This window comes from Actinophytocola sp., assembly GCF_009379765.1.
In the GTDB taxonomy this organism is placed as follows: Bacteria; Actinomycetota; Actinomycetes; order Mycobacteriales; family Pseudonocardiaceae; genus Actinophytocola.
Window position 1 is genome coordinate 1 of the sequence record NZ_WHTD01000082.1, and the last position, 18,548, is coordinate 18,548.

An 18,548-nucleotide genomic window follows, 5' to 3' on the forward strand; every position below is an offset into this window, starting at 1 on the left:
CCCGGCACGGGCTACGGCGAGATCGGCTCCGGCCTCTGACCCGCGAGTCCAACGCTCAGGACCCGCGAGTCCGACGCCCAGGACCCGCGAGTCCGACGTTCAGACCAGCCAGGCGGCGGTGTCCGGCGGCAGGTAACCCTCGTCCAACGGCCCGCTCGCCAGCAGCACCTCACCCGGCGGCAGCGGCACCGCGATGTCCGACATGTTCAGCGCGCAGATCAGCCCACCGCCTTTGCGGCGGTAGGCGAAGCAGCCCTCCGGCGCGCCGTACCACTCCAGCGCGTCGCCCGCGAACGCGTCGTGGGTCTTGCGCAGCTCGATCGCCTGCCGGTACAGCGACAGCGTCGAGTCGGCGTCCTCCAGCTGGCGCTCCACGGTGAGCGCCGCCCACTCCGCCGGCATCGGCAGCCACGTCTCGTCGCCGGGGGAGAAGCCGAACGGCGGCAGGTCGCCCTCCCAGGGGATCGGCACCCGGCAGTTGTCCCGACCGCGGTCGGTGTGCCCGGACCGCTCCCACATCGGGTCCTGCAGTGCCCAGTCCGGCAGGTCGACGTTGGGCAGGCCGAGCTCCTCGCCGTTGTAGACGAACACCACGCCCGGCAGCGCGAGCTCCACCAGCGCCATCGCCCGGGCCCGCCGCGTGCCCACCTCCCCGCCGCCGTAGCGGGAGACCTCGCGCCACACGTCGTGGTTGGACAGCGTCCAGGCCGGCGGCGCGTCCGCGGTCGCCGCGGTGCGCAGGGACTCCTCGATCGCGGTGCGCACCGCCGCGGCGTCGAACTCGGCGAGCACCAGCCGGAAGTTGAAGCCGAGGTGCAGCTCGTCGGAGCGCAGGTAGTTGGCGAGGCGGTGGTTGTCGGTGACCCACACCTCGCCGACGGCCATCGCCCCCGGGTATTCGTCCATGACCTTGCGGATCATCCGGTGGATGTCGTGCACGCCGTCGTCGTCGAACCGCGGGTCGTAGAAGTCGTGGTCGCCGATCACGCCCACGGCACGCAGGTCCATGTCGGGCAGCTCGGCGGGCTTGGCCATGCCGTGCGCGACGTCGATGCGGAACCCGTCCGCCCCGCGGTCGAGCCAGAACCGCAGCGTGCGCTCCAGGTCCGCACGCACCTCGTCGTCGGCCCAGTTCAGGTCCGGCTGCTGAGGTGCGAACAGGTGCAGGTACCACTGCTCGTCGGCGACCCGGGTCCACGCGGGCCCGCCGAAGACGCTGACCCAGTTGTTGGGCGGCTGGGCCCCGCCGGCGCGCCCGTCGCGGAAGATGTACCGGTCCCGCGCGGCGCTGTAGGGCGGCGACTCCAGCGCCTCGACGAACCACGGGTGCAGGTCGCTCGTGTGGTTCGGCACCAGGTCGATGGTGACCTTGATGCCGTGCTTGTGGGCGTCGGCGACGAGCCGGTCGAACCCGGCGAGGTCACCGAAGACCGGGTCGACGTCCCGCGGGTCGGCGACATCGTAGCCGTGGTCGGCCATCGGGGAGGTGAAGAACGGGGTGAGCCATAGCGCGTCGACGCCGAGCAGCTCCAGGTAGCCGAGCCGGGAGTGGATCCCTTCCAGGTCGCCGACGCCGTCGCCGTCGAAGTCGGCGAAGGAGCGCACATACACCTGGTAGAAGGTGGCCTGGTGCCACCACTCGGTGTCGGTGGCGGCGAAGGGCGGCCCCTGCTCGCTCTCCCCTGATCTACGCACGATGAGTCATCCTGCCAGTTCTCGCCGAAGCGGAGACAGAGCCATTTTCGCCGCCGGCGCGATACGTGCGGTCAGGTCCAACTGTTCATCATGCTGTTGGCGGCCATCTCCAGATAGGTCCACAACTGCGCCCGATGCTGGTCGGACAGCCGCTCCTCGTCTACCGCTGTTCGCATGCATCGAAGCCATGCGTCGCGCTCGATCGGGCCGATCGAGAACGGCGCGTGCCGCATCCGCAACCGAGGGTGCCCGCGCCGGTCGGAGTAGGTGTGCGGGCCACCCCAGTACTGGATGAGGAACAACCGCAGCCGCTCCTCGGCCGGACCGAGGTCCTCCTCCGGGTAGAGGGGGCGCAGGATGTCGTCCTCGGCGACCTGAGCGTAGAACCGGGCGATGATGCGGTGGAAGACCTCCTCACCGCCCACTGCCTGGTAGAAGTTCTCGGTCTGGTTCTCGGGTGTCGCCACGGTTCCATCCTCGCATTGGTCACGGCTCGGACGGCGGGAAGCCCCGGGTCATCGGCCCGCGGATGCCGGCGTCCTCGAACGCCTCCATGACCTTGGCCCGCAGCGTGCGCTGCACCGACCACTGGCGTCCGGGCCGCACCTTCACGGTCAGCCGCATGGTGATGCCCTCGGTCGCGGTGACGCGTTCGACCCCGAGCACCTCGGGTGGCTCGATGACGTCGCCGGACAGTGCCGCCGACGCGGTCGCCTCGGTGGCCACCCGGTCGAGGATGTCGCTGGCCTGCCCGACGTCGGCGCCGTAGCCGATCGGCACGTCCACGACGGCGACCGCGAAGCCCTGGCTCGAGTTGCCGACCCGGAGGATCTCGCCGTTGCGGACATACCAGACGGTGCCGTTCATGTCGCGCAGCGTGGTGATGCGGAGGCCGACCGCCTCGATGGTTCCGGTGGCCTCGCCGACGTCCACGACGTCGCCGACGCCGTACTGGTCCTCGAGCACCATGAACACGCCGGACAGGAAGTCCTTCACCAGGTTCTGCGCGCCGAACCCGATCGCGACGCCGACGATGCCGGCCGAGGCGAGGATCGGGCCGAGGTTCACCCCGAGCTCGCCGAGAATCATCATGAACGCCAGGCCGAACACAATGAACGAGACGATCGACTTGAACACCGAGCCGATGGTCTGCGCGCGTTGGGCGCGGCGCTCGGACAGCAACGTGCCGAGTGTCTGCGGCGCGCGCTCGCGCAGTGGCCGCAGCATGGTCGGGATCCTGCCGCCGCCGGCCCTGGTGAGCCGGTCGATCAGCCGCCGGCACACCAGCCGGACCAGGAACGCGCCCACGAGGATCAGGATGATCGTGATCGGCTTCGCGATGAGCCAGTGCGCGGAGGACGCCAGCCACTCGTTGTGGGTCCAGCCGTAGATCGTCCGGCACCAGCCCTCGTCGTCCACACAGCGCGGTCGTTCGAAGGCGAGAGTGTGCGAAACGGTCACGGCGCGACCATATCGGCGGCCGTACCCGTGCCGGTCATCAGATCTTTGTGGGGTGAGGACGGACACGTTGTGCAACACACGTGCGTTACGGGGGTGATCTGTGGTCTGCTATGCCTGCTGACCGGTGGAGGTGGTCGCGTGCCCGACCGACATCCGACTCCGATCGGCGTCGCCCGCGCTGGGCTGGCGCCGCGGACTCAGGCGCGTCCGAGTTCTGTGCAGCCGAACACCGCTGCGTCGGAGCAGAGTCACGGACCACCCACCTGGGGCCGGCGTCGGGTGTTGTTGCTCAACACCACCTTCGAGCCGCTGACCGCGCTGCCGCTGCGCCGCGCGGTCGTGCTGGTGGTGTGCGGCAAGGCGGAGGTCGTGCACGGTGATCCGAGCGGCCTGGTGCTGCACTCGGCCGCGGACAGCGTCGTGGTGCCGTCGGTGATCCGGCTGAGCAACTTCGTGCGCGTGCCGTACCGGGCACGGGTGCCGCTGACCCGGGCCGGGCTCATGCACCGCGACCGGTACCGCTGCGCCTACTGCGGTCACCGGGCCGAGACGATCGACCACGTCATCCCGCGCAGCCGCGGTGGCGAGCACACCTGGCGGAACTGCGTTGCGTGCTGCGTGAAATGCAACCACCGCAAGGCCGACAAGCTGCTGTCCGAGCTCGGCTGGCGGCTTCGGGTAGTGCCGAGAGCACCGCGCGGGGTGCACTGGCGGCTGCTGGCCGGGGTCGTCGACGCCGACCCGCAGTGGTTGCCCTACCTGGGAGAGCCGGCCGCCTGACGGTAGCCGGCTCCACTCGTTCCAGAGGTCAGGAGGCGGTGACGCGCGTGCCCGCGGTCACCCGCGTGCCTCGCGTGACCCTGGTGCCTCGGGTGACGCGGGTGCCGGCGGTGACGCGCGTTCCCCTGGTCACCCGGGTGCCGCGAGTGACACGGGTGCCAAGACTGTCGACCAACTCGGACTGGTCCAAACGGGTGAGAACCGTCTGCAGAGTACTCGTGTTGCTCGTGGTCATGGCGTCTGCTCCTCGGCGTTGTACGCACGGAGAGTGCGGATGAGGGGTGCGCAAGGGCCGTACAGGTGAAAACTAAGAGTTAAAACTGTAACGTACAAGACCTATCCCGTGACGACGGGCAGACTTCCGCGGACTTGGGGCCGTTCGCGACGTGGCGATGGGCCCAATGCGGGACCCGGCTCACCGTCGCTCGGCGCAGCACGCGCACCCGGAGGCGTACTAGAAGTAACCGGACGTGACCGGTCCGTTATCTTTGCGCCGGTGGTCGGGATGTCAGCGGCGCTCGGTAGTCTGTCGCGCGTGAACGTCGTGGAGACCATTCTCGTCTACGCGGTGATCCCGCTCGCCATCTACGGCGTGGTCGCCCTGCTGACGTTGCGCGACAAGGTCGCGCGCACCCCGAGGTACCGGCCGGGCCAGCCGTGGGACTACCCCGCGGTCTGGTGGACCGCCAACCCCGCAGGGGTCGGCGCCCAGGTCGCGGCCGTCCCGTCGGGTGGCGCGAAGAGCTCGAAGCGCACGGCCAAGGGAGGCGCTCGTGGCAGCTGGTGAGATCGTCCGGGCGGGCTCGCTCGGAGACGTGATCGCGGAGGACCCCGAGCACGGGTACGGCGCGGTGGTGACGGCGAGCGGGCGGGTCTCGGTCGCGCGGGAGTACCAGCCGACCAAGCCCGAGCTGCCGTTCAGCTCCGTGCAGCTGGCCCGGCTCGACGAGGCGCTGACCTTGTCCGCGCGCTCGACCGGCCTCGGTTTCAGCGTCTACCTCGGCGACCTGGGTGAGGACACCCGCGCGTTCGTGGAGGGCCTGCACGCCGAGTCCGGCGAGGCCGCCGCGGCGGCCGTGCTGATCGCCGTGTCGCCGACCCAGCGCAGGGTCGAGGTGGTCACGGGTGCCGAGTCCACCCGCCGGCTGCCGGACCGCGCGTGCAACCTGGCCGTCATGAGCATGGTCGCCTCTTTCAAGGAGGGTGACCTCGTCGGCGGCCTGGTGAGTGGTCTGCGCATGCTGAGCGACCAGGCCGGCCCCGCCAGGAACTGACCGACTCGCGCGTTGTCAGGCGCTGTCGAAGTCGCGGGCGGCGAGTGCGCGGACGATGCCGGCGCGGCCCTCGGAGACGAGCCGGCGCAGCGCCGGCGGGTGCGAGTCGTCCGCGAGCCAGGCGTCCGCGGCCGCCACGGTCGTCCGCGCCACCGACCAGGACGGGAACAGCCCCATCGCCACCGGCTGCGCGCGTTCGCTCGAGCGTCGGGCCCAAACTCCGGCCACGTCGGCGAAGTACGCCGCCACGTACTTGACCAGCAGCTCCTTCTGCGTCGGGTGCGAGAAGCCCGCGATGATCGACTCGTTGACCGCGTTCGGCAGCTCGTCGTCGTGCACCGCGCGGCGCCAGGCCTCGGCCTTCGCGTCCTCGGTCGGCCGCAGCGCGCGCGCCCGTTCGGCCTGCCGGTTGCCGGTCGCCGTCGAGTCCGCGGTCAGCGCCTCGTCGATCTCGCGCTCGGTCGCCGCGCGGTGCGCGACCAGCGCCTGCAGCAGCCGCCAGCGCAGGTCGGTGTCGACGACGAGCCCCGCCAGCGGCGCCGAGCCGTCGAACCAGCCACGCAGCACGCTCACCTGGTCGGCCGCGAGCGAGGACCCGGTCAGCGCGTTGACCAGGGCCAGCTGGTGGTCCGACCCCGGCTCCACCGACGACGCGAGCTCCAGCAGCCGGTCGGTGAAGATCCGCCAGCCCCGCGGCGCCCACGCCGGGTCGGCGTAGGCGCCGATCGCGGTCTGGGTCTGCAGCAGCAGCCGCTGCACCACGCCGACCTCGGTCTCGGCAGGCAGCCCGTGGCACACCAGGGTGACGAAGTCGCGTGCCTTCAGCTCGGCCTCGCGGGTCATCTCCCACGCCGCCGACCAGCACAGCGTCCGCGGCAGCGGCTCGGTGATGTCGCCGATCCGGTCCACGAGCGTCGCGAGCGAGTCGGGGTCCAGCCGCATCGTGCAGTAGCTCAGGTCGTCGTCGTTGATCAGCACGAGCTTGCCGCGCGGCACGCCGATCAGCTCCGGCACCTCGGTGCGCTCGCCGTCGACGTCGATCTCCGCGCGGTGCGTGCGGACCAGCTTGCCGTCGTGGTCGTTGTAGACGCCGACGGCCACCCGGTGGGTGCGGAGCTCACCCGCGCCCGGCTTGGCCCCGCCCTGGTCGATCGCGAACGAGGTGAACCTCCCGTCGGCGTCGACCTCGAACCGCGGTCGCAGCGGGTTGAGCCCGGTGGTCTCCAGCCACTGCGCGCTCCACCACGACAGGTCCCGCCCGGATGCCTCCTCGAGCGCGGCGAGCAGGTCGGCGAGGGTGGCGTTGCTCCAGGCGTGCTTGGCGAAGTACACCCGCAGCCCGGACAGGAAGTTCGCCAACCCGACATAGGCGACGAGCTGCTTGAGGACGCTCGCGCCCTTGGCGTAGGTGATGCCGTCGAAGTTGACCTCGACCGCCTGCAGGTCCGGGATGTCCGCGGCCACCGGGTGCGTCGAGGGCAGCTGGTCCTGCCGGTAGGCCCACGACTTCTCGATGTTGGCGAAGCTGGTCCACGCGTGCTCGTACTCGGTGGCCTCGGCCTGCGCCAGCACGCTCGCGAACGTGGCGAACGACTCGTTCAGCCACAGGTCGTCCCACCAGCGCATGGTCACCAGGTCGCCGAACCACATGTGCGCCATCTCGTGCAGCACGGTCTCGCAGCGCCGCTCGTAGGCGTAGCGGGTGACCCTGCTGCGGAACACGTAGTCCTCGAGGAACGTCACGCAGCCGGCGTTTTCCATCGCGCCCGCGTTGAACTCCGGCACGAAGCACTGGTCGTACTTGCCGAACGGGTAGGGCACCTCGAAGCTGCGGTGGTAGAAGTCGAAGCCCTGCTTGGTCTCGGTGAACAGCCGGTCCGCGTCCATGTGCTCGGCGAGCGACGCGCGGCAGTACAGGCCCAGCGGCACGACCGCGATGTCGTCGCGGTACTCGTCGCGCCATTCCGCGTAGGGACCGGCGACGAGCGCGACGAGGTAGGTCGAGATCCGCTTGGTGGTCTCGAACACGTGCCGCGCGGCGCTTTCCGCCGCCGGCTCGGTGGCCTCGGGGGCGGCGTTCGACATCACCTTCCACGACTCCGGCGCGTGCACCGTGAGCCGGTAGGTGGCCTTGAGGTCGGGCTGGTCGAAGCAGGTGAACATCCGCTTCGCGTCGGCGGTCTCGAACTGCGTGTACAGGTACACGCCCTTGTCCACCGGGTCGACGAACCGGTGCAGACCCTCGCCGGAGTTCATGTACCGGCAGGTCGCCCGCACGGTCAGGGTGTTCTGCTCGGCCAGCGACGGGAGCGCGAGCCCGTCCTCCTCGCGGTAGCCCGACACGTCGAGCGGCTCGCCGTTCAGCTCGGCGGAGTGGACCGTGTCGGCGACCAGGTCGACCCAGCTCGACGCGCCTGCCTCGTGGCTCGTGAACGACACCGTGGTGACCGAGGAGAAGGTGCCCTCGCCCGGCTGGCCGTGACCGTTGGTGAGGTCCAGCGCGATGTCGTATGCGTGCACCTCGAGCAGCGCGGCGCGCCGTTGTGCGTCGTCACGGGTCAAGTTGGGCGGAGCCACCGGTCACCTCATGTCGCTTTCGGAATGACAATCGCGTTCAGTCGCATCCAAGCACCCCAGAGGCGGCTGTCGCCCGCCAGACGGGTGAGAACGGGAAGAAAGTTCCCCGTCGGCGTGGTTGTTCGGGACATGACTTCCGCTACCAAGACCAAGGTCGACTTCTACTTCGACCCGTTGTGCCCCTTCGCGTGGATTTCCTCCCGCTGGATCCTCGAGGTCGAGCGGCACCGAGACGTCGACCTCCGGTTCCGGGTGATGAGCCTGTCCGTCCTCAACGAGGGCCGCGACCTTCCCGAGGACTACCGGACGATGCTCGACAACGGGTGGGGTCCGGTGCGCGTCGCCGTCGCCGCGGCCGAGAAGCACGGCGAGGAGGTCCTGCGCGACCTGTACACCGCGATGGGCACCCGCATCCACAACCAGGGCAACAAGGACCTGGACGCGGTGATCAAGGAGTCGCTCGCCGAGGTGGGCCTGCCCGAGGAGCTGTTCGAGGCCGCGCACGACACCGACCACGACGAGGCGCTGCGCAAGAGCCACCACGAGGGCATGGACCCGGTCGGCATGGACGTCGGCACGCCCACCATCCACGTCGACGGCACCGCGTTCTTCGGCCCGGTGCTCAACTCGATCCCGCGCGGCGAGGACGCGCTGACGATCTTCGACGGCGCCGTGGCGCTCGCGAGCTTCCCGAACTTCTTCGAGCTGAAGCGCACTCGCACGGGCGAGCTCAGCTTCGACTGAGTCACTTTCGTGTGACAGGCTGGAGGCCGACCGCCGCCGCACGCGTCACATCTCTCGGAGGGCTCATGGCCGCGCCAACCCAGGTTCGCACTGCTCACCTCATCGGCGGAGAGTTCGTCGAAGGATCGGACGGCGAGCGGATCGACGTGGTGAACCCGGCCACCGAAGAGGTCATCGCATCGGTGCCGGCCGGCACCCCGGCCGACGCCGACGCGGCGGTGCGTGCCGCGGCGGCCGCGTTTCCCGGCTGGGCGGCCACTCCGCTGGCCGACCGGGTCGCGGCGGTCCGCCGGATCAACGACGGCCTGCGGGCGCGGGCGGGCGAGTTGGCCGCCACCATCACCGCCGAGGTCGGCACGCCGGTCACCTTCGCGTCGAAGGTCCAGGTCACGAACCCGGTCGGCATCACCGACGGCGTGCTGGCCGAGATCGAGGCCGGCGCGCTGGCCCCGGTGACGTTCGGCAACTCGACGGTGGTGCGCGAGCCCATCGGTGTCGTCGCGGCGATCACGCCGTGGAACTTCCCACTGCAGCAGATGGTCGCCAAGATCACACCGGCGCTGGCGGTCGGCTGCACGGTGGTGCTCAAGCCGAGCGAGGTGGCCCCGCTGACCGCGGGGCTGCTCGCCGAGATCATCGCCGAGGCCGGGCTGCCCGCGGGTGTGTTCAACATGGTGCACGGCACCGGCCCGGTGGTCGGCGAGGCGCTGGCGGCGCACCCGCTCGTGGACATGGTGTCGTTCACCGGTTCGACCGTGGCGGGCCGCCGGGTCGCCGCGGTCGGTGCGGAGACCGTCAAGAAGGTGGCGCTGGAGCTGGGCGGCAAGTCCGCCTCGGTGGTCCTGGACGACGCAGACCTGGTGCGTGCGGTGAAGATCACGGTCGCGAACTGCTTCATGAACAACGGCCAGGCGTGCAGTGCCCTCACCCGCCTGCTGGTCCCCGCGGACCGCCACGACGAGGCGGTCGAGGCCGCGGTCGCGGCGGCGGCGAAGTACCAGCCGGGCGACCCGACCCAGGAGACGACGCGCATCGGCCCGGCGGTGTCCGCGGCGCAGCGCGACCGCGTTGTCGGCTACATCCGCAAGGGCGTGGAGGAGGGTGCCGATCTGGCGTTCGGCGGCCCCGAGCCGGTGGAGGGCACGGGCTATTTCGTGCGCCCCACGGTGTTCGGCAACGTGCGCGAGGACATGACGATCGCCCAGGAGGAGATCTTCGGCCCGGTGCTCGTGGTACTGCCCTACACCGACGAGGACGACGCGGTGCGGATCGCCAACGGCACCCGGTACGGCTTGGCGGCCGGCGTCTTCGGCGGCGACGCCGACAGGGCCTACGCGGTCGCCGGCCGGCTCCGCGCGGGCCAGGTGGACGTCAACGGCGGCCTGTTCAACACCAAGGCCCCGTTCGGCGGCTTCAAGCAGTCCGGCAACGGCCGCGAGTTCGGCCGCTTCGGCCTGGAGGAGTTCACCGAGCTGAAGTCGATCCAGCGCTGAGCCCCATCCACAGCGACCTGTCCACAGCCAAGATCCACGACGCCGAAACTGTCGGTGCCCATCGATAAGCTGGAAAGCGGGGGGCCCCCGCGGGTCCGGGGTTGTCCACAGGCTTGATCGGCTTCGGCCGGAAACGTCGGTGGCCGTCAGTAGCATGGGAAACGGGGGCCGGAGGCCAAGCCCGCGTCAGCGGGCGAGCTCGTCGCGCTGCGCCCGTACGAACGCCGCGTCCACCGGCTCGCCGTGCCCCGGCACGATCACCCTCGCCCCCAGCCTCAGTACGGCGTCCAAAGTGGACGGCCACTGCCCGGGCACCGCGTCCGGGCCGGCGTGCGGCGGTGCCCCTTGCTCCACCAGGTCGCCGGCGAACACCACTCCCGCGTCGGGTACGTGCACGATCACGTCGTGGTCTGTGTGCCCGAGTCCGGGGTGGACCAGCTCGACCATCCGCTCGCCCAGGTCCAGCTCGACCCGGTCGGTGAACACCCGGTCCGGCACCACCAGCGCGGCGGCCTCGAGGCGGTGGGCGAGCTCCGGTTCGCCCTTGTCCCGGTACCGGGCCGCCCAGTCCCGCCGCTGCTCGTCACCGTCGGTCTCGATCACCTCGCGGCACCGCTCGTGCGCCCACACCGGGCAGGGCAGGAACGCGGCTGTCCCGAAGAAGTGGTCGAAGTGCGCGTGCGTGATCACCAGCTCCCACGGCAGCGCGGTCCGCTCCCGCACCGCCGCGGCGAGCTCTGCCCCGTGCACCTCATCGGTCCCACTGTCCACGACGAGGCACCGCGCACTCCCGACGACCAGCCCCAACGTCTGGTCCAGCTCCGCGTACCGGCCCGCGAACACCCCGCTCGCGACCTCGACCCACCGCCCGCTCACTGGTGCCCCCTCGCGGGCTCGGTGACGCCGCTCGTGGTCGCCCTGTATCCATGGTTCGCTCGCACGCTCGCTCATCGCCGATCCTCGAAGACCCCGTCGACCAGCACGGGTACGACCCGACTCGCATCCACATCGGACGCGAGCGCGACGTCGTCCGGCACCCCCGCCGCGACCAGCTCCCGGCCGGACACCGACTCGGCGACGAGCTCACCCACCCGCCCCGCGACGGCGCGGTAGGTGACCGCCGCCAGCTCCGCCTCCGCCGACGGCGCCCGCCGCCCGGTCACCGCGGCCGCGATCGCGCCGGCGCCAAGCCATTCCTCGATTCCCGGCCGCAGCCGCCGGTCCGGGGTGTCGCGCCAGCGTTCGCCGGCCGGGACGATGCCGACCGGCGCGTCGCCCGCGATGTCGACCGCCGCCGCGGCGACCGCGGACGCGTTGCGCAGGCAGCCGGCGAGCACGGTCGTCCCGGTCTTCGCCGCGGCCGCGCACAGGGTCGCGCCGTTCGGCGACGAGATCGCCAGGAACGTCCCTTCCGGCAGCGTCACCAGCGACGACGGCCGCAGCGTCCAGCCGCCTCCCGCGGCATCCGCCGCCGGCGTCGTGCGCCCGGTTCGGCTGCCCTCGATCCCGGCCAGCCCGCTCCGGGTCAGCACCGCCCCCGCGGCCCGGGCCGCCTCGACGGCCCGCTCGTCGCGCCACGGCAGCGGCAGCACCCGGCCACCCCGGCCGAGCGCGATGTCCACAGTGGTCGCGAACACCAGCACGTCGACGATGATCAGCACGGCGCAGTGCGGACCGAGCTCGGCCACGCCGTCGCGCCCCCACTCCAGCCGTAGGTCGAAGGAGTCCTGTTCATAGACCGTCACCGGGCGGATCCTGTCACGGCTGGCACAATGCCGTCGTGCGTGTTTACCTGGGATCCGACCATGCGGGCTTCGAGCTGAAGGCGCATCTCGTCGAGGCGCTGGCCACCGCGGGCCACGAGGTGGTCGACGTGGGCCCGGCCGTGTTCGACGCCGAGGACGACTACCCGCCCTACTGCATCGAGGCCGCCCGCCGCGTGGTCGCCGACGCCGGCAGCCTCGGCGTTGTCATCGGCGGCTCCGGCAACGGCGAGCAGATCGCCGCCAACAAGGTCGCCGGCTGCCGCGCCGCGCTCGGCTACGACGTCGAGACCGCCACACTCGCGCGCCAGCACAACGACGCCCAGGTCATCGCCATCGGCGCACGGATGCACAGCGCCGAGGAGGCGACCGGGATCGTCAGCGCGTTCGTCGCCACCGCGTTCTCCGGAGCCGAGCGGCACGCCCGGCGGATCCGCATGCTCGACGACTACGAGCGCACCGGCGAGCCCCCTGCCCTGCCGCCGGGCGAGCCGAGCTAGTGCCGGAGGGCCACACCCTGCACCGGCTCGCCCGGTTGCACAAGAAGCTCTTCGTCGGGCGGTCGGTGGCGGTCACGAGCCCGCAGGGCCGGTTCGCCACCGCCGCGTCCCTTGTGGACGGACGGGTGCTGCGCCGCGCCGAGGCGCACGGCAAGCACCTGTTCCACGTGTACGGTCCGGACGCGATCGTGCACGTTCATCTCGGCCTGATCGGCACGTTCAGCGAGCAGCCGCTGCCGGCCACCACGCCGGTCGGCCAGGTGCGGATGCGGATGGTCGGTGAGACGCACCTCACCGACCTGCGCGGGCCGACCCGCTGCGAGCTGGTGGACACCGCGCAGATGGCCGCGGTGCTGGACCGGCTCGGCCCGGACCCGTTGCGCCGCAACGCCGACCCGGAGAGGGCGTGGGCGCGGCTGTCCCGGTCGCGGTTGCCGGTCGCGGCGCTGTTGCTCGACCAGTCGGTGCTCGCCGGCGTCGGGAACGTCTACCGCGCGGAGATCCTGTACCGGCACAAGGTCGCGCCGATGCTCCCCGGCAAGGATCTCGACCATCCACTGTGGACGGTCATGTGGACCGACCTCGTCACGTTGATGCGCAAGGGCGTGCGCACCGGCAGAATCGACACGGTTCGCGACGAGCACCTGCCTGAGGTCACCGGCCGCGCCCCACGCCACGACCGGCACGGCGGCGAGGTGTACGTCTACCGCCGGCACGGCCAGCCCTGTCTGGTGTGCGGCACCGAAGTGGCGATCGCCGACCTCCGAGGCCGCAACCTGTACTGGTGCCCGAGCTGCCAAGCCCCGTGACCTGACCCAGGGCACCCCGGTCGAGTGCCGTGGCCGGCACCGTCGGGAAGGTGCCGGCCACGGTCGCGCTACGAGTGGCTAGAAGTCGAAGCCACCGCCGAAGTCCCCACCGCCGAAGTCGCCGCCGCCGTAATCTCCGCCGCCGTAGTCGCCACCCATGTCGCCGCCGTCACCGCCCGCGTCACCGCCGCCATCGCCTCCGTCACCGCCGTCCATGGCGTCCTGCTGGCCCGCGTCGTAGCCCTGCTCCCAGGCCTGGCCGTCGGGGATGCCGTACATGCCGGAGAACATCGCGCTGAACAGCAGCATCGAGCCGACGCCCCAGGCGCCGGCGACCAGCGCGGGCTTCCACCACGGCTCGCTGTACCAACCCTGCGGCACCGGCCGGCCGGCCACCCGGCCGCCGGGGTAGTAGTGCGGGGTGTTGGCACCGGGCTCCGGCGACGCCTCGTAGTCCTGGCCGTCGACGGTGATCCGCCGGTCCTCGGAGACCTTGCCGGCACGCTCCTGGTCGCGGTCGACCGGCAGGTCCGGGCCGGGGTCGAGGCCCATCGCGAGGCGCGCGGCGCGCACGTAGTACAAGCCTTCCAACGCGGTCTTGGTGACCAGCCGGCACTGCTCGGTGGTCGTGGCCTGCTCCATCTGCGAGCCGGCGGCGTTGTAGCGCTCCGAGGCGTCCGCGAGCGCCTGCTTGGACGCCTCGTCGAGGCCGATGAGGTTCATCACCTGGCCACCGAGCCGCTCGACCCAGCGCCGGGCCTCGGCCTTGGCGTCCTCGAGCTGGTTCTGCTTGGCGTTCGCCTGGTTTCTCGCGAATGTCGTGCCGAGCGCGACCACGGCCAGAACCAACGCGATGATCACGATTGCGGTGACCATGGCACCCCTCCCGAAATACACGGTTCCTCACGACAACGGGCACGCTACGCCCGGAGTTCCGCTGTTACCGATGCGACCCGGGCCGAGCTATGTGATCTGGGTGAATCCAACCGGGGTCCGAGACGGATTGGTAGTCATTGGCCAGTGATCGGACGTATGGTTGTCGCCCATGAGGGTCGACCTGCCGATGTTGGTGCGGGAGGCCACCGCGGCCGACGCGGAGTCGATCGGCGAGGTGCACGCGGAAGCGTGGCGGGTGGCGCACCGAGATCTGTTCGAGGGCCACTGGCTGCGTTCGCTCGCCGAGCAGCGACGGACGTTATGGACCGAGCTGATGGCCGCGCGCGAGCACATCCGGAACACGTTGCTCGTCGCCGAGCGCGGTGACCGGGTGGCGGCGTTCGTCCACTTCGGTCCGCACTCCGACGGCACGTCCGACGCGGAGATCTTCGACCTCTACGCGCACCCGACGGCATGGGGTCGGGGCGTGGCTTGGACTCTCATGGACAAGGCGTGGGAGTTGTTGCTGGAGGCCAGGTTCCGCAGCGTTCGCCTGTGGACCATGGCCGGCGCCAACCGGGCGCGCCATTTCTACACGTCGTTCGGCTTCGCGGAGACCGGCCGCCGGCGCGAGCACGACTTCGGCGACGGCCGGCCGGTGCTGGAGATCGAGTACTCGCGGCGGACCCGTTAGCGCGACAGTGCTTCCCGGAAGTCGTCGGGCATCGGCGTCTTGGTGAGCGTCTTCGGGTCGACGAACACGTGCCGCACCTCGCCGTCCGCGATGAGCCGCTCGCCGACGCGGAACACCGGCCGGACGATCATGCTGGTGGTGCCGAGATGCTCGACGGGCACCTCGATGTCGAGCTCCTCGTCGAACCGCGCGCCCTCGACGAACCGGAGCCGCGCCTCGGCGACCACGAGGTCGTAGCCGCGCTCGACGATCTCCGGGTACGGCCCGATCCGATCGCGGAACAGCTCCGTGAACGCGACGTCGTAGAAGAACAGGTACTGCCCGTTGAACACGACGCCCTGCTGGTCGCACTCGCTGTACCGGACGCGCAGCCGGTGGACGAACGTGGTCATCGGTTCTCCGCGTGTCCCTCGGCGAGCTGGCGTGCGACCCGCTCGGCGCCGTCGATGCGCCCGAGCCGCGCGGCGGTCTGCGGCGCGGCGAGGCTGAGCCATGCGCCGGCACGCATCACCGGATCGGCGACGTCGACCTCGGCCCGGTTGGTGCGGATGGCGCGCACCACCGCGTCGGCGACGTCCTCGGGTGTCTTTCGCCGAACTCCCTTGGGCAGGTCCGCGCCGCCCTCGTGGAACATGCCCGCGCCGGCGATCGGTCCGGGGTTGACGCAGCTGACGCCGACGCCGAGCGGTTCCCAGTCCTGGCGCAGCGCGAGGGCGAACCCGCGCAGCCCGAACTTGGTCGCGTTGTAGAGCGAGCTGACCGGCGTGGCCGACTTGCCCGAGAGCGAGGCGATGAGGACGACGTGGCCGCGGCCGCGCGCCAGCATCCGCTCGCCTATTGCGGTGACCGCTGACGTTGGTGGGTCAATCGGCGGATCCAGGTTTCCGCTGGCAAGGCGCCGGTCCTCCCGCGTACCGGGTTGTACGTGGGTGGATCGGCAACGCCGCCAGCGGGAAGCTGGGCCGTCGAGAGACTCGCCGAACGTTGGTGGTCGCCGCATTGGCTCGCGTGCGAGCATGATCGGCGCACGCAGGTTGACGTCGAGGACGCGGTCGATCTGCTCGGGGGAGAACGACTCGAGCTCGCCGACGCCGGGCAGTGCCGCGTTGGCGACGAGGATGTCGACGTCCGCCTTCCCCACGCGGGCCACGTCGTCGTCCTGGGACAGGTCGGCCACGAGCGCCGTGCCGCCGACCGCCGTGGCGACCGGTTCGAGCGCGTCGGCCCGCCGCCCGGTGAGCGTCAGCCTGCACCCCTCGGCGCCGAGCCGGCGCGCGATAGCTTGTCCCAGCCCACCTGTGGCGCCCGTGACCAGCGCGGACGCACCCCGAAGCTCCATGGGTCGGAGTCTAGTGTCGCGTGATCCTGTTCCTTTGCGTCCGCTGTGGATCCACGTGGTTCCTGGCAAGGCGGAGGAAAGCCGCTCGTACCGGGTTGTACTTGGGCTTTTCTCCAACGCAGCCAGGAGCCGCGTTGGCCGCAGCGGCGTCAAGGTTTCAGGGTCACGCGACACTAGTGACGGATCATGGGCGTCCTTTCGGTCGGCCGGTCGATCGGCCATGGCAGCACGGTCAACGTCGGCCACTGGCGGCGCCAGCGGTCCGTCTTCGTCTCGTAGACGTGCCGAGGCGCGAGGACGGCGTTGGGCCGCACGACGAGGTTGAAGACGTCGGACAAGCCGTGCGGCGCGTAGACCCGCCAGCCCTGGTAGGCGTCCAGCCGGATGCCGACACAGCACGTGGTGGCCGCGAACGAGTCGATGGCCGCCTCGGTCGACTCGTACGGCGGGCATGGCACGCCGAACCGCTGTTCGTACCACAGGTGAACGCGGGCCTCGTTGCGGATCTCGACGGCCGCGGGTAAGTCGTGGAAGGCCACCCGGCCGGCCTTGATGACCTTGTCCTCGGCGTCCCAGGACAGGTCGGTGTCGTCGAAGTAGAAGAGGTCGTAGTCGGCGATGCCCTCGCCCGCCGGCCGGCCGGAGACCACGTTCCAGACGGTTTGGAACACGCAGCCGGCGGTGAGGTACCAGCCCGGGAGGTCGAGGCCCGCGGCGCGGGAGAGGACCTCGGTGAGCGTGGTGTTCCGGCGCAACATGGTGCGCAGGACCGCGAGTTGCTCGTGGAGGGGGAGCCGGCCGAAGGTCATGTGGAGTGTGTATCAGGGGGCACCGACAGTTTCAGGCCGATCATCCGGTGCCGCTCGACCCGCGGGTCGTCGGGCCGGTGGCTGCCGTCGTGCCACCATCCGTTGCGGCGGTAGAACTCCCGGGCGCGCTCGTTGAACTCCCAGACCCACAACCGCACCACGCCGGCGGCCATCTCCCGCCACGTGCCGACCGCCGCCCGGTGTAGCGCCGTACCGACACCGCGCCGGAAGAGCGCCGGGTCGACGTGGATCTGGAAGAGCTCGCTGTCGACGCCGGGTTCGGCGTGGTGCGGCCCGCCGACCACGAGGAACCCGACGAGCCGCCGGTCCGTCTCGGCACACCGCACGACCCGGTCGGTCGCCCGGATCATCCGCTCGTAGTCCGCCGCCTCCCGCCGACTCTGCTCGGCGAGCTCGTCGTCGCTGATGAAGCCGCGGTAGTAGGTGCTGCGCGCCCGAACATGAAGGTCGAGGACCGCGCGCGCGTCCCCCACCACAGCGGGTCGAATGGTGATCGGCGTGGTCATACCCATGGAGACGCGCGGGCCGCCGCCACGTTGCCCGGACCGTGATGTCCTAACAGGACGGTGGCAGGCGGAAGAACAGCACACCCCGCTCGGCCGTGACCTCCAGCCCCAGCCCCACGAGGACCCGCCGGGCCGAGCCGCTCTGCCCGAACGCCGGGATGACGAACGACCGCCCGTCCTCGTCCTCGCCGCATCCCGTCGTCTCGCACACCGCCCACAGCCGCCGCATGATCCCCGCCAACCTGACGTCCACACAGGACTCGTGGCCGTGGGCCCGGACGTGCACCTGCCGAGAACGCATCGCCACCACACCGTTCGCCGAGCGGCACTTGTCGCACAGCGGGTACGGGCCGAGCACGATCTCCGCCGGCAGCTCCAGGCGCGCGAGGCAGTCGTTGCGCACCAGCCGCGCGCGCAGCAGGTTCTCCTCGTGCCGCCCCGGCGCGTCGTCGAGCCGGCCCTGCAGCAGCGAGATCGCCTCGTCCGCCGCGCGCAGGCCGTCCGCCGGACGCGCCGGCGCCAGCGACGCGCCGAGGTGGAGCAGCGCCACGGCGAGGATCGGCTCCGTCCGGACGGTCACCAGCCGCCGCCAGACGAGCACCGCCTCGGTCGCGATCTGCGCCGCGTGCGCGTGGCGTCCCAGCCGCACCAGCAGAGCGCTCAGGTTGGTCAGCGCGTCACCGAGCTCCTGCTGCTGCGCCGCCGGCGCCAGCGCGACGAGCCGCCGCCGCAGCACGACGGCCCGGGACGCCACGGGCACCGCCTCGGACAGCCGACCGCAGCGGGCGAGGCACGCGCCGTACGTCCGCAGGAAGTCCGCCAACAACATGTCCGAACAGCGCGAGAACAGCGCCATGGCCTCGTCGGCGTCGGCGAGCGCCTCGTCGGCACGGTCCACCGAGCACAGCACGACCATCCGCAGGTGCAGCGCCCGCGCGAGGCCCGGCGACGGTGCGCGCCGGTAGATGGCGACGGCCTCCGCGAGCGCGTCCAGCGCGGCATCCGTCGACCCCGCCGCCGCCCGGTGCCGTGCGACCGCGACCAGCGTCGTAGCGAGGTCGGACGCATGCCGGGGGCCGAACCGCCGCGCCGCCTCCAGCGCGAGCTCCGAGGTCTCCAGACTCCGCAGCGACCACCGCATCAGCCGCCGGGTCACGGTCGCCAGCACGGCACCCCCCAGTCGTCAAGGTCCACTGCGAGAATCGCC

Annotated in this window: 20 protein-coding genes; 8 read left to right on the forward strand and 12 right to left on the reverse strand. The window is 71.1% G+C overall.

All coding sequences use genetic code 11. The features are described from left to right. Positions 1–99: 99 nt before the first annotated feature. The 3 genes from GEV28_RS23720 to GEV28_RS23730 form a co-directional block, all read right to left on the reverse strand. Positions 100–1,695, reverse strand: coding sequence for a glycoside hydrolase family 13 protein (locus GEV28_RS23720; RefSeq protein WP_291414328.1), 1,596 nt, complete (start codon positions 1,693–1,695; stop codon positions 100–102). Positions 1,696–1,766: 71 nt separating this feature from the next. After that, a complete protein-coding gene (locus GEV28_RS23725; protein ID WP_291414329.1) occupies positions 1,767–2,162 on the reverse strand; it encodes a globin in 396 nt (131 codons plus the stop codon). Between the two features lie 19 nt (positions 2,163–2,181). Continuing rightward, positions 2,182–3,156, reverse strand: a complete 975-nt coding sequence (locus GEV28_RS23730; protein ID WP_291414330.1) for a mechanosensitive ion channel family protein — start codon at positions 3,154–3,156, stop codon at positions 2,182–2,184. A gap of 216 nt (positions 3,157–3,372) precedes the next feature. Between GEV28_RS23730 and GEV28_RS23735 the strand changes: the two genes are divergently transcribed. From GEV28_RS23735 to GEV28_RS23745, 3 genes are all read left to right on the forward strand, one after another. Next, complete coding sequence (locus GEV28_RS23735; RefSeq protein WP_291414331.1) at positions 3,373–3,936, forward strand: HNH endonuclease; 564 nt, start codon at positions 3,373–3,375, stop codon at positions 3,934–3,936. 535 nt (positions 3,937–4,471) lie between these two features. Further along, entirely contained in the window at positions 4,472–4,723 is a 252-nt protein-coding gene (locus tag GEV28_RS23740) for a hypothetical protein (protein WP_291414332.1), read from the forward strand. Between the two features lie 28 nt (positions 4,724–4,751). Beyond that, positions 4,752–5,210, forward strand: a complete 459-nt coding sequence (locus GEV28_RS23745) for a DUF5130 family protein (RefSeq protein ID WP_291414374.1) — start codon at positions 4,752–4,754, stop codon at positions 5,208–5,210. Positions 5,211–5,225: 15 nt separating this feature from the next. Here GEV28_RS23745 and pepN read toward each other — a convergent pair whose 3' ends face one another. Next, the gene (gene pepN, locus GEV28_RS23750; protein ID WP_291414333.1) at positions 5,226–7,787 is read right to left on the reverse strand and encodes an aminopeptidase N; all 2,562 of its coding nucleotides are present in this window, start codon (positions 7,785–7,787) and stop codon (positions 5,226–5,228) included. A gap of 129 nt (positions 7,788–7,916) precedes the next feature. Between pepN and GEV28_RS23755 the strand changes: the two genes are divergently transcribed. Further along, positions 7,917–8,531 carry a DsbA family protein gene (locus tag GEV28_RS23755; protein WP_291414334.1) on the forward strand — a complete coding sequence of 205 codons (615 nt, stop codon included), beginning with the start codon at positions 7,917–7,919 and terminating at the stop codon, positions 8,529–8,531. A gap of 65 nt (positions 8,532–8,596) precedes the next feature. Then, positions 8,597–10,024 (forward strand): aldehyde dehydrogenase family protein, encoded by a 1,428-nt coding sequence (locus tag GEV28_RS23760; RefSeq protein ID WP_291414335.1) that lies wholly within the window; start codon positions 8,597–8,599, stop codon positions 10,022–10,024. 186 nt (positions 10,025–10,210) lie between these two features. On the opposite strand, the gene GEV28_RS23765 is transcribed toward GEV28_RS23760, so the two are convergent. Together GEV28_RS23765 and GEV28_RS23770 are read right to left on the reverse strand one after the other, a co-directional pair. Continuing rightward, positions 10,211–10,900 carry an MBL fold metallo-hydrolase gene (locus tag GEV28_RS23765; RefSeq protein ID WP_291414336.1) on the reverse strand — a complete coding sequence of 230 codons (690 nt, stop codon included), beginning with the start codon at positions 10,898–10,900 and terminating at the stop codon, positions 10,211–10,213. A 71-nt stretch (positions 10,901–10,971) separates the two neighbouring features. Then, positions 10,972–11,769, reverse strand: coding sequence for a 2-phosphosulfolactate phosphatase (locus tag GEV28_RS23770; RefSeq protein WP_291414337.1), 798 nt, complete (start codon positions 11,767–11,769; stop codon positions 10,972–10,974). Between the two features lie 35 nt (positions 11,770–11,804). Between GEV28_RS23770 and GEV28_RS23775 the strand changes: the two genes are divergently transcribed. Further along, entirely contained in the window at positions 11,805–12,287 is a 483-nt protein-coding gene (locus GEV28_RS23775) for a ribose-5-phosphate isomerase (protein WP_291414338.1), read from the forward strand. Then, positions 12,287–13,096 carry a DNA-formamidopyrimidine glycosylase family protein gene (locus GEV28_RS23780; RefSeq protein WP_291414339.1) on the forward strand — a complete coding sequence of 270 codons (810 nt, stop codon included), beginning with the start codon at positions 12,287–12,289 and terminating at the stop codon, positions 13,094–13,096. The genes GEV28_RS23775 and GEV28_RS23780 overlap by 1 nt, the downstream gene beginning before the upstream one ends. 78 nt (positions 13,097–13,174) lie before the next feature. On the opposite strand, the gene GEV28_RS23785 is transcribed toward GEV28_RS23780, so the two are convergent. Further along, entirely contained in the window at positions 13,175–13,972 is a 798-nt protein-coding gene (locus GEV28_RS23785; RefSeq protein WP_291414340.1) for a hypothetical protein, read from the reverse strand. A gap of 169 nt (positions 13,973–14,141) precedes the next feature. On the opposite strand from GEV28_RS23785, the gene GEV28_RS23790 reads away from it, so the two are divergent. Continuing rightward, positions 14,142–14,666 carry a GNAT family N-acetyltransferase gene (locus GEV28_RS23790; protein ID WP_291414341.1) on the forward strand — a complete coding sequence of 175 codons (525 nt, stop codon included), beginning with the start codon at positions 14,142–14,144 and terminating at the stop codon, positions 14,664–14,666. Here GEV28_RS23790 and GEV28_RS23795 read toward each other — a convergent pair. The 5 genes from GEV28_RS23795 to GEV28_RS23815 all read right to left on the reverse strand — a co-directional run bounded on the left by GEV28_RS23795 (position 14,663) and on the right by GEV28_RS23815 (position 18,509). Continuing rightward, a complete protein-coding gene (locus GEV28_RS23795; protein ID WP_291414342.1) occupies positions 14,663–15,058 on the reverse strand; it encodes a thioesterase family protein in 396 nt (131 codons plus the stop codon). The two genes, GEV28_RS23790 and GEV28_RS23795, sit on opposite strands and share 4 nt — an antisense overlap. After that, positions 15,055–16,005 (reverse strand): SDR family oxidoreductase, encoded by a 951-nt coding sequence (locus GEV28_RS23800; protein WP_291414343.1) that lies wholly within the window; start codon positions 16,003–16,005, stop codon positions 15,055–15,057. The genes GEV28_RS23795 and GEV28_RS23800 overlap by 4 nt, the downstream gene beginning before the upstream one ends. Before the next feature lie 173 nt (positions 16,006–16,178). Further along, positions 16,179–16,814, reverse strand: coding sequence for a nucleotidyltransferase family protein (locus tag GEV28_RS23805; RefSeq protein WP_291414344.1), 636 nt, complete (start codon positions 16,812–16,814; stop codon positions 16,179–16,181). Continuing rightward, a complete protein-coding gene (locus GEV28_RS23810) occupies positions 16,811–17,341 on the reverse strand; it encodes a GNAT family N-acetyltransferase (protein WP_291414345.1) in 531 nt (176 codons plus the stop codon). The genes GEV28_RS23805 and GEV28_RS23810 overlap by 4 nt, the downstream gene beginning before the upstream one ends. A gap of 49 nt (positions 17,342–17,390) precedes the next feature. Further along, a complete protein-coding gene (locus GEV28_RS23815; protein WP_291414346.1) occupies positions 17,391–18,509 on the reverse strand; it encodes a tetratricopeptide repeat protein in 1,119 nt (372 codons plus the stop codon). Positions 18,510–18,548: the final 39 nt, after the last annotated feature.

Coding starts and splice junctions, on each gene's coding strand:
- GEV28_RS23755 (WP_291414334.1), top strand. CDS start 7,917: ATGACTTCCGCTACCAAGACCAAGGTCGACTTCTACTTCGACCCGTTG.
- GEV28_RS23760 (WP_291414335.1), top strand. CDS start 8,597: ATGGCCGCGCCAACCCAGGTTCGCACTGCTCACCTCATCGGCGGAGAG.
- GEV28_RS23785 (WP_291414340.1), bottom strand. CDS start 13,972: ATGGTCACCGCAATCGTGATCATCGCGTTGGTTCTGGCCGTGGTCGCG.
- GEV28_RS23790 (WP_291414341.1), top strand. CDS start 14,142: ATGAGGGTCGACCTGCCGATGTTGGTGCGGGAGGCCACCGCGGCCGAC.
- GEV28_RS23795 (WP_291414342.1), bottom strand. CDS start 15,058: ATGACCACGTTCGTCCACCGGCTGCGCGTCCGGTACAGCGAGTGCGAC.
- GEV28_RS23800 (WP_291414343.1), bottom strand. CDS start 16,005: ATGGAGCTTCGGGGTGCGTCCGCGCTGGTCACGGGCGCCACAGGTGGG.
- GEV28_RS23805 (WP_291414344.1), bottom strand. CDS start 16,814: ATGACCTTCGGCCGGCTCCCCCTCCACGAGCAACTCGCGGTCCTGCGC.
- GEV28_RS23810 (WP_291414345.1), bottom strand. CDS start 17,341: ATGACCACGCCGATCACCATTCGACCCGCTGTGGTGGGGGACGCGCGC.